Source organism: Streptomyces scopuliridis (genome assembly GCF_042790125.1).
GTDB lineage: Bacteria > Actinomycetota > Actinomycetes > Streptomycetales > Streptomycetaceae > Streptomyces > Streptomyces scopuliridis_A.
Genome location: NZ_JBHTZS010000060.1, coordinates 7,902 through 15,795, shown reverse-complemented (window position 1 = coordinate 15,795; position 7,894 = coordinate 7,902). Strand labels below are relative to the sequence as shown.

The 7,894-nt window shown below is 70.8% G+C and carries 9 protein-coding genes; 2 read left to right on the top strand and 7 right to left on the bottom strand.

Annotated features, from left to right (window positions below; all coding sequences use genetic code 11):
- Positions 1–203: 203 nt before the first annotated feature.
- Entirely contained in the window at positions 204–584 is a 381-nt protein-coding gene (locus ACFRKB_RS38535; protein ID WP_383111253.1) for a hypothetical protein, read from the bottom strand.
- 396 nt (positions 585–980) lie between these two features.
- On the opposite strand from ACFRKB_RS38535, the gene ACFRKB_RS38530 reads away from it, so the two are divergent.
- On the top strand, positions 981–1,454 hold the full coding sequence (locus tag ACFRKB_RS38530; protein ID WP_383111252.1) for an ATP-binding cassette domain-containing protein: 474 nt from the start codon (positions 981–983) through the stop codon (positions 1,452–1,454).
- Here the strand turns inward: ACFRKB_RS38530 and ACFRKB_RS38525 are convergent.
- From ACFRKB_RS38525 to ACFRKB_RS38515, 3 genes are all read right to left on the bottom strand, one after another.
- Positions 1,411–1,872, bottom strand: a complete 462-nt coding sequence (locus ACFRKB_RS38525; protein WP_383111251.1) for a MarR family transcriptional regulator — start codon at positions 1,870–1,872, stop codon at positions 1,411–1,413. The two genes, ACFRKB_RS38530 and ACFRKB_RS38525, sit on opposite strands and share 44 nt — an antisense overlap.
- Positions 1,869–2,363, bottom strand: a complete 495-nt coding sequence (locus ACFRKB_RS38520; protein WP_383111250.1) for a MarR family winged helix-turn-helix transcriptional regulator — start codon at positions 2,361–2,363, stop codon at positions 1,869–1,871. Before ACFRKB_RS38520 ends, ACFRKB_RS38525 begins: the two co-directional genes overlap by 4 nt.
- A 147-nt stretch (positions 2,364–2,510) precedes the next feature.
- Positions 2,511–3,299: an AraC family transcriptional regulator gene (locus tag ACFRKB_RS38515; RefSeq protein WP_383111249.1), complete on the bottom strand. Its 789-nt coding sequence runs from the start codon at positions 3,297–3,299 to the stop codon at positions 2,511–2,513.
- An 84-nt stretch (positions 3,300–3,383) separates the two neighbouring features.
- Between ACFRKB_RS38515 and ACFRKB_RS38510 the strand changes: the two genes are divergently transcribed.
- Complete coding sequence (locus ACFRKB_RS38510) at positions 3,384–4,196, top strand: TSUP family transporter (RefSeq protein WP_383111248.1); 813 nt, start codon at positions 3,384–3,386, stop codon at positions 4,194–4,196.
- 187 nt (positions 4,197–4,383) lie between these two features.
- On the opposite strand, the gene ACFRKB_RS38505 is transcribed toward ACFRKB_RS38510, so the two are convergent.
- The 3 genes from ACFRKB_RS38505 to ACFRKB_RS38495 form a co-directional block, all read right to left on the bottom strand.
- On the bottom strand, positions 4,384–5,133 hold the full coding sequence (locus tag ACFRKB_RS38505; RefSeq protein WP_383111247.1) for a sulfite exporter TauE/SafE family protein: 750 nt from the start codon (positions 5,131–5,133) through the stop codon (positions 4,384–4,386).
- 142 nt (positions 5,134–5,275) lie between these two features.
- A complete protein-coding gene (locus ACFRKB_RS38500; protein WP_383111246.1) occupies positions 5,276–6,646 on the bottom strand; it encodes a rhodanese-like domain-containing protein in 1,371 nt (456 codons plus the stop codon).
- Between the two features lie 196 nt (positions 6,647–6,842).
- Positions 6,843–7,511 (bottom strand): rhodanese-like domain-containing protein, encoded by a 669-nt coding sequence (locus ACFRKB_RS38495; protein WP_383111245.1) that lies wholly within the window; start codon positions 7,509–7,511, stop codon positions 6,843–6,845.
- Positions 7,512–7,894: the final 383 nt, after the last annotated feature.

The window sequence follows — 7,894 nt, the reverse complement described above, 5'->3', positions numbered from 1 at the left end:
CCCGCGTGTTATTACGCCGGTGTGTCGGCCCCCCCCCCTCCACCCGCTGGCCACACCCCGCGGCGGCGTCACCCCCCGGCCGAGCGTCTTGCCCCGGCTGCGTCACCACACGTCAGTGATCACGTGTTGCCACGCCCTCCGCAATTCACCCAGGCGCACCGGTTGATCGCCCGCACCGGCCCGAGCCTCGATGCCTCGCGGGCTTACTCGTTCTCATCGAAGACGCGGGAGACCACGCAGGCGCCACCCCCGTGCCAGCACAGCACCATGTCGTGGGGCTGGTTGCCGATGATGTCGTGCGTCCCCCCGCCGCAGCCGCTGTCGCCGCCATCGGACCAGGTGTCAACGGTGACTATGCGGCCATCGGTGGTGACAGTCCGCAGATATCCAGTGACGCCATGGTCGTCAACCTTGGTGTCGCAGACGATGAATTCGTCCCCACCGTCGATGAACGTCATATAGCCACGGCCGTTCGGAAGCTGAATGCCGAAGTTGGCAGCTGAAGCCGGAGCCGACGCGAAACCGATGAGCACGGCAGCGGCTGCGCCGATCATGGCTCCACGCGTGAGCACGGTCTTAGCCATGTGACACCTCCACGGTGACAGCACGAGTGATCAGAACACAAGGCACACGCATCGTTCATCCCTCTCCGAGTTCTGCAAGAACAGTGCCCTGATCCTGGCACTGGCGAAGAGCCGCACCCTTGTCGCTGAGTGGCCATTTCTTTGACGCTCCGTCTTCTCGATCGCTTCAGGCGGTGGACGTTTTCCAGCCCCGCGCCGCCGCCTGATGCGCCTGGCCGGAGGGGCTGTGACGGCACCCCTTCTGGGGCGCCGTCCCCTCGCTGCGGCGACGTCGGCGCCCACTCCGGAAACGCCACGCCGCTGCGCTACCTGCAGACGATCGGCTCGCACCTGGAACGCATCTACGACGTACTGGACGAAGAACCCGAACCGGCCCGTTCACAGGCACTGAGGCCGGTGGAACTGCGTGGCGGGACCGAGTTGCGCGGGGTCGGCTTCCGGTACGGCCCCGGCGCGCCCCAGGTGCTTGAGAACATCGGCTTCCGCGTGACACCCGGCTCGAAACTGGCCATCGTCGGCTCCACCGGCTCCGGCAAGACGACGCTGTCGCGGCTTCTCACCGGGCTGCTGCGACCGACCGTGGGAACGGTCCTGGTGGACGGCCGTCCGCTGGACGACTACGACCACGAGGCGCTGCGCCAACTCTTCGGCGTGGTCACCCAGTTTCCGTACACCTTCGGCGGTTCGATCCGGGAGAACCTGACGCTCGGCCGCCCCGGCGTCAGCGACGACGAGTTGCGCGAGGCGCTGGGCAAGGCGCGCTCCGGACGTGTATGTCTGCCCGGCAGGCGCGCCGCCGCGCGCCGGAACTCTCCCGGTCGGGCGGTCAGGTGTTCAGCGCCGCAAGCTCCGCGTTGGCGCGCTCGGTGACCAGGGCGAGGACGCGGCCGGCGGCGGCCAGGTCCGCGGCCGGTATCCCGCCCCAGACTCGGGCGCTGACGGGGGCGACCTCCGCGCCGATGGCGGCCGTCAGCTCGCGCCCCGCATCCGTGAGGCGAAGGTGCGCGCCGTCCGTGAGGAGCAGTTGCTTGGCCAGCAGCTCGTCGAGAGTGGCGCGGACGTCGGCCGGATCGGCCTTGAGGGAGCCCTGGACCTGGGTGACGAGATCGTCCGCCGTCTGCGGGGCGTCGGCGGTAAGGGCGGCGCGCAGGGCGATCTGCTGCTGGAACGTGATGCCGTGCCGGGCCAGGACCTGTTCCAGGACGCCGCGGGCGGCGTAGTGGGCCAGCGCGAGGACGCGGGCGTCGGCGACGGTTTCGGTGCTCGTGGATGCGGTGGTGGTGGTCATGGTGATGTCCCCTGAGTGCTCTCGTCGTTCGGTACGGATGGAGTGAGAGGTGTGTCGAGCAGGGTCGTCAGCTCGTCGGTGAAGGCGCGCGTCCGCGGGGCGTCGAGGCCGCCGAGCGGCTCCAGCAACTGCTGAAGCAGTTCCTGGACCGCCGCGATGGCCTGCCGTGTGATGGCCTGGCCCTGCTCGGTGAGGGCGAGCTGTACGGCGCGGGGATCGCGGGGATCGCGGGTGCGCTGGATCAGACCGGCCGACTCCAGGGCGCGCGCCAGCTTCGAGACGTACAGCGCCTCCAGGCCGGTGTGGTCGGCGAGCCGGCGCTGGCTGGGCCGCTCGCCGGTGCGCTGCATGCCGTGCAGCGACGCCACCAGTGAGTACTGCGCGTGGGTGAGGCCCAGCGGGGCCACCGCGCGATCGACCGCGACGCGCCACTTGTTGGCGAGCCGCCATACCAGGAAGCCGGGCGTGGGGCTCGGTGAAACCTTGCTCATGCCGAATAGATTACATGGCGACTATGTCCATGGCTACTATTTTCCCCGGTGGATACGACATGCACCCCGAACAGGCCGACGACGCCAACACCGGGTGGTGGAACGGGCCTTCGCCTGGCCGCACCAGTTCAACCGGCTCCGGATCCGCTACGGACGACGCGCCGATCCCGCCTGGCCGCGGGCGGCGAAACGGGATGGTGGCAGGCCGAAGGCGCGGGTGAAGGCGGTGGTGAACGCGGCGGGGGAGGCGTAGCCGAGGCGGCCTGCGACCTCGGTGACGGAGGCGGTGCGCAGCAGCGGGACGGCCGCGAGCAGGCGGGCGCGGGCCCGCCAGACGGCGGGGCTGTCGCCGGTCTCCGCGCGGAAGCGCCGGGTGAAGGCCCGCTCGCTCTGTGCCGTCCGGCGGGCCCAGACCGCGTTGGTCGTGCCGGCGTCCGGTGCGGCCAGGTACTCCCGGCACAGTTTCGCCAGGTCGGCGGAGGGCGGAATCGCGACATGGAAGGGGAGCGGGGTGAGTCCGGCGATCTCGTACAGCAGGAGCTCGGCGATGCACCCCTCCCGCCCCGACGGGCTGTAGTCGGCCTCGAACTCGACTGCGCTCAGGAGGAGTTGCCGCAGCAGTGGTGCTACGTCCACGACCGTGCACATGGCGGGCCACCAGGGAACGGCGTCCGGCTCGATGTACAGGCTCCGGGTGCTCACGCCCAGCATCCTGACCCGGTGCCGGGTGGCGGCCGGAATCAGGACGGCCCGCTCCGGCGGGACGGTCCATGTGCCGGCGTCGGTGTCGACGACCATGACCCCGGTGGCGCCGTAGAGGAACTGCGCGCGGCGATGCTCGTGCCAGTCCAGCACGTGGCCCGGCGGATAGTCGGTGCCGATCGGCAGGACGACCCGCTCGACGTGGTCGACGGCGTCCGCGGAGACGTTTCTCACCTCACCACCGTACTGGCCGGGACGCGAAAGAACTGTGCCGAGCTTCGCATGCGAGACAGGTGGCGGTCCTGATGGGGTGGTCCCGTGGACATTGCGATATTGGTCGGGATCGGGCTCCTCACCGGAGTGACGACGGTTCTGTTCGGGTTCGGCGGCGGGTTCGCCACGGTGCCGGTGGTGGTATGGGCGGACGCCGGGCTCGGCGCGGACGCGATACGGGTGGCGACATCCACCTCGGCCTTGGTGATGCTGGTGAGCGCGGCGTTCGCGACGGCCGTCACACCCCGGCGCGTGCTCGCCGCCCTCCGCGGCAGCACGGGGCTGCTCCTGCTGCTGGCGACCGGCGCCACCGCCGGTGCGCTCGCCGCCCGCCTCGCCTCACCGGCGCTGGTCCTGTGGCTGTTCGTCGCATACGTGGCCGTGACCATCGTTGACCTGCTGCTGCGGCCGGGATTCCTGCGCCCTCGCGGGCACATCGAGGAGCCGGCCGGCGGATCACGGACGCTGCCGGCCGTCCTCGGCGCCCCCATCGGCGCGGTCGCGGCCTTCCTCGGTGTAGGGGGCAGCGTCATGACGGTCCCCGCGATGCGGCGCGCCGGGCACACGATGCACGTGGCGAGCGCGCTGGCCAACCCCCTCACCCTGGCCATCGCGCTCCCGGCCACCGCGGTCTCGCTCGGCGGCGCCGCGCTCCCGGCCTCCGTCGGTGCGCACGCCCACCTGGTGGGCCTCGTCGACCCCGGTGCCGCCGCAGCCCTGCTCGCCGGCGCCCTGCCGGTCATCGGGGTGCTGCGGCGGCGTCCACCGCGTATCCCCGACCGGATCTACGCCTGGGCGTACGTCGGGCTGCTCACCGTCGTGGTGGCGGCGATGCTGCTGTCGGGCGTCTCACGGTGACAGCGGCGACGGCACGGGCCAGATGCCGGGGCCGTGGAGCCGGGAATGAGGGAAGGCCGGCGTGCCGCTGGCAGGCACGCCCGCCCTGTCCGTGCCCTTGACTGGCCGACGACGAGACGGGGCTCCCGATCGGCGAACGACCTGAACCTGGCCTGTCTGGAGAAAAGGCCGCCGGCCTGAGCTGCCATCACGTCACAGCGTCGGCAAGCATGAAGGCGGCCACGGCCAGCAGGACCACCGCGAAGATGCGCTGCAAGCGGGGCCCGGAGACCTTCGCGGCCATGCGCTTGCCGTCCCAGGCGCCCAGGATCGCGGTTCCGATGAACGGGCCGATCACCGCCCAGTCGAGCGAGGCGGCGGTGCCGGAGCGAGTGGCCAGGGAGGCCAGCGAGTTGGCCGTGATGACCAGCAGGCTGGTGCCGACCGCGGCCTCCATCTCGAAGCCCAGGACGGTGATCAGGGTGGGGACGGTGAGAAAGCCGCCGCCCACACCGAGCAGTCCGGTCAGCGTGCCCAGGCCGGCACCGGCCCCGGCTGCCTTGCCCGGCCTGACGCCGCCGCTCCCGGAGCGAGCGGTGTCAGCGGGCCGGAGCATTGTGATGGCGGAGAGGGCGGCTATGGCGGCGAAGGCAGTGGTGAGGACGGCTTGGGGCACGTGGGCGGCGGCGGCTCCGGCGGCAGCCGCTGGAAGAACCCCGGCGGCCGCGAACGCTGCTCCGGCCTTCCACCGCACCCGCCCGGCCCGCGCGTGCGCGTACAGGGCGGTCAGGGACGTGGCGGTGACGATGATCAGGCCGGCAGTGGTGGCCGCGGCGGGGGTGAAGCCGAGCAGGTAGATCAGCGCGGGCACCGCCAGGACACTGCCGCCGCCGCCGAGGGCGCCGAGCGCCAGGCCGACGACGGCTCCTGCGGTCAGGGCCAGGACCAGGGCGGTCACGCTCTTCGCCCCCTGTGCCGGCTGTCGCCGGCCACCGGCAGCCCGGTCCCGGTGACGCGGGGGCGGGCCTGTTCGGGGCCGAGGCGGCCGGGACCGTGGCGGAAGAGGGACATCGCGTGCCTTCTGTGCGGGTGGAAAGGAGTCAAGGCCGGGTGATGCTCAGGCCCGTGCCGGCGGCGGCCTCGAAGTCGTCATCGATGGCGACGACCTTTCGTCCGGTCGCGTCCAGGAGGGAAGCGGCCGTCGCCGCGCGCATCCCGCCGGCGCAGTGCACCCACACCGTGCCGTCCGGCACCTCACCGATCCGGCCGTGCAGTTCGTGGAGCGGCATGTGCACGGAGCCCTCGATGAAGCCGTTCGCGCGTTCGGAATCCCGGCGCACATCCAGTACCACCACGTCCTCGTCCTCGCTGTGCTCGTGTGCGTCGGCGAGGTCGGCGAAGCGGGCGCGCGGGAAGGAGGCGAGCGGTTCCCCCTCACGGACCCAGGCGGCTGGATCCCCGGTGGCGGCGGCAGCCGGGCGGTCGATGCCGACCCGGGTCAACTCCCGCTGCGCGTCGGCGATCTGCGCCGGGGTGTCGCCGAGCAGGGTGACCGGCTTGCCCCACGGGATCAGCCAGGCGAGATAGGTGGCGGGCTTGCCGGTGCCCTCGAAGTTGAACGATCCGGCCACATGGCCGTCGGCGAAAGCGACCCGGTTGCGCAGGTCCACCACCCACTCACCCGCCGCCAGCCGTTCCGCGATCTGTACGGCGTCGGCGGGCTCGGGCGGGGACAGATCGACGGGCGCGGGGCCGGCGGCGTTGGCCGGGCCCATGTGCGTGTAGTAGGCGGGCACGTCCTCCAGCCCGGCCAGGACCTGCTTCACGAAGGTGTCCACATCCAGGGTGAAAGCCTCGTTGCCGGCGCGTTCCTGGCCGATCGTGCTCGTATCGCCCTCGGCCTGTGAGGAGGAGCAGAAGCTGCCGAAGCCGTGTGTGGGCAGCACGGGCACCTCGTCGTCGAGCGTTGCCGCCAACCGGTGGACGGAGGCGTGCTGCGCGCGGGCCAGATGTTCGGTGAGCCGGGGGTCCACCAGGTCCGGACGCCCCACGGAGCCGATCAGCAGCGAGCCGCCGGTGAAGACCGCCACCGCGCGTCCCTCCTCCTCCAGGACGTACGAGGTGTGGTGCGGGGTGTGGCCCGGGGTGGCCATCGCACGCAGCACCAGGTGCTCGTCCACCTCGGACGTGGTGCCGTCCGTGACGGGAGTGCGGGGGAACGAGACGTTGGCGTCGGCCGGGACCAGATAGCGGGCGCCGGTGAGGCGGGCCAGCTCCAGCCCGCCGGTGACATAGTCGTTGTGCACGTGGGTCTCTGCCACATAGGCGATGCGCACTCCTCGCCGCGCGGCGGTGGCGATCACCTGATCGACGTCCCGCGGCGGATCGACCACGACCGCCGCTCTCGGACCGCCGGCCAGGTAACTACGGTTGCCCAGACCCTCGAACTCCAGGGTGTCGACAAAAAACATGGGGTGACTCCTTTCCGGGATGGCGTACCCGGGTAATTCCGTCTCGGGAATCCGCCGCCGCAGCTCACCCGTTTCACAAAAGATCACCGTCTGAAAGGGCGTAGGTGATTTCCCGAAGGGTGCGAGGCGGATGGCTTACCCGGCCGGCCTCATGCCGGGTGATGTGTGCGACGGTTGTCGGCCGGTTCTGCTGTCGTCAGTCCTCACGTACCGCGGCCGCGGCGCGATCGCGGCCGGGGAGTGCGACCGGCAGCCCTGCCGCTTCCCATGCCTCAAGGCCGCCTGCCACGCTGTAGACGGAGGACCGGCCCGCGCGGATCGCCTGCGCGCCGCCCTGCACGCTGCGTGTGCCCGTGCGGCATACGAAGGCCAGCGGGCCGTCAGGCAGATCCGGCAGCGAGCCCGGAAACGTGCTGAGCGCGGCATGGACGGCGCCGGCCGGGTGACGTGCCGCCCATTCATCGTCTTCACGGACATCGACCAGCGTGAGGTCCCCGTCCACGGCGCGGCGACGCGCCTCGGCAGGCGACAGGTCAGCGGGGATGTGGCCGTCGCCGGAGCTCAGCTGCCGCGTGGGCAGGACCGTCCGGATCGCCTCGTAGTTCGAGGCATGGGCGACGGCTATCTGCTGCCCCATCATCGGGCAGACGTTCATCGCCTCTTCCCAGTGGGCGGTGGACTGCCATTCCGCCACGTTCACGAGAGAGAATGTGCTCCCCGGAACGATCGTGCGGAACATGTACGTCCGAATGAAACCGGGCTGAGCTGCCATCACCTCCGCGGCGTCCTGCCAGGCGTCGAGATAATCGCTCTCCTTTTCCTCATCGATCTCAATCGGAATGATCACGACGTGGCGATTTTCCATCAGCTGCTTCCTCGGGTATCCCGACCACCGACGCGCTGCTCGACCCGGAGGCGCTCCCAGCGAATAAGGGAAAACGGACGAGTGCGAGAGGCACCGGCTTTCGGTTGTGAGCCAGAACCTTCTGGACGCAGCCTGTACGCACGTGTCCGCGGGCGCCTAATCGCCTTGCTGAGATGGCAAGACGCTCGGCGTGGTCCGATACGCGGTCGATGGGGCGGCCACCGCGGGCCTGTCCGGGGCATTGAATCCGGCCCGCGTCGAACTCCGCGGCCTCGGCCCGGATTGAGGCTCAGGCTCCGCTCGCCGAGCAGCAGCCTGAGCCGTCCGGCGAACACATGAAGCCACTGCCCGGCGGGCTCCTCTCACCGCACACGGTGAGAGGC

What these genes read in the sequence shown, in the direction of transcription:
- ACFRKB_RS38535 (WP_383111253.1), bottom strand. Translation starts at nt 584, where the DNA reads ATGGCTAAGACCGTGCTCACGCGTGGAGCCATGATCGGCGCAGCCGCT.
- ACFRKB_RS38525 (WP_383111251.1), bottom strand. Translation starts at nt 1,872, where the DNA reads ATGACCACCACCACCGCATCCACGAGCACCGAAACCGTCGCCGACGCC.
- ACFRKB_RS38520 (WP_383111250.1), bottom strand. Translation starts at nt 2,363, where the DNA reads ATGAGCAAGGTTTCACCGAGCCCCACGCCCGGCTTCCTGGTATGGCGG.
- ACFRKB_RS38500 (WP_383111246.1), bottom strand. Translation starts at nt 6,646, where the DNA reads ATGTTTTTTGTCGACACCCTGGAGTTCGAGGGTCTGGGCAACCGTAGT.
- ACFRKB_RS38495 (WP_383111245.1), bottom strand. Translation starts at nt 7,511, where the DNA reads ATGGAAAATCGCCACGTCGTGATCATTCCGATTGAGATCGATGAGGAA.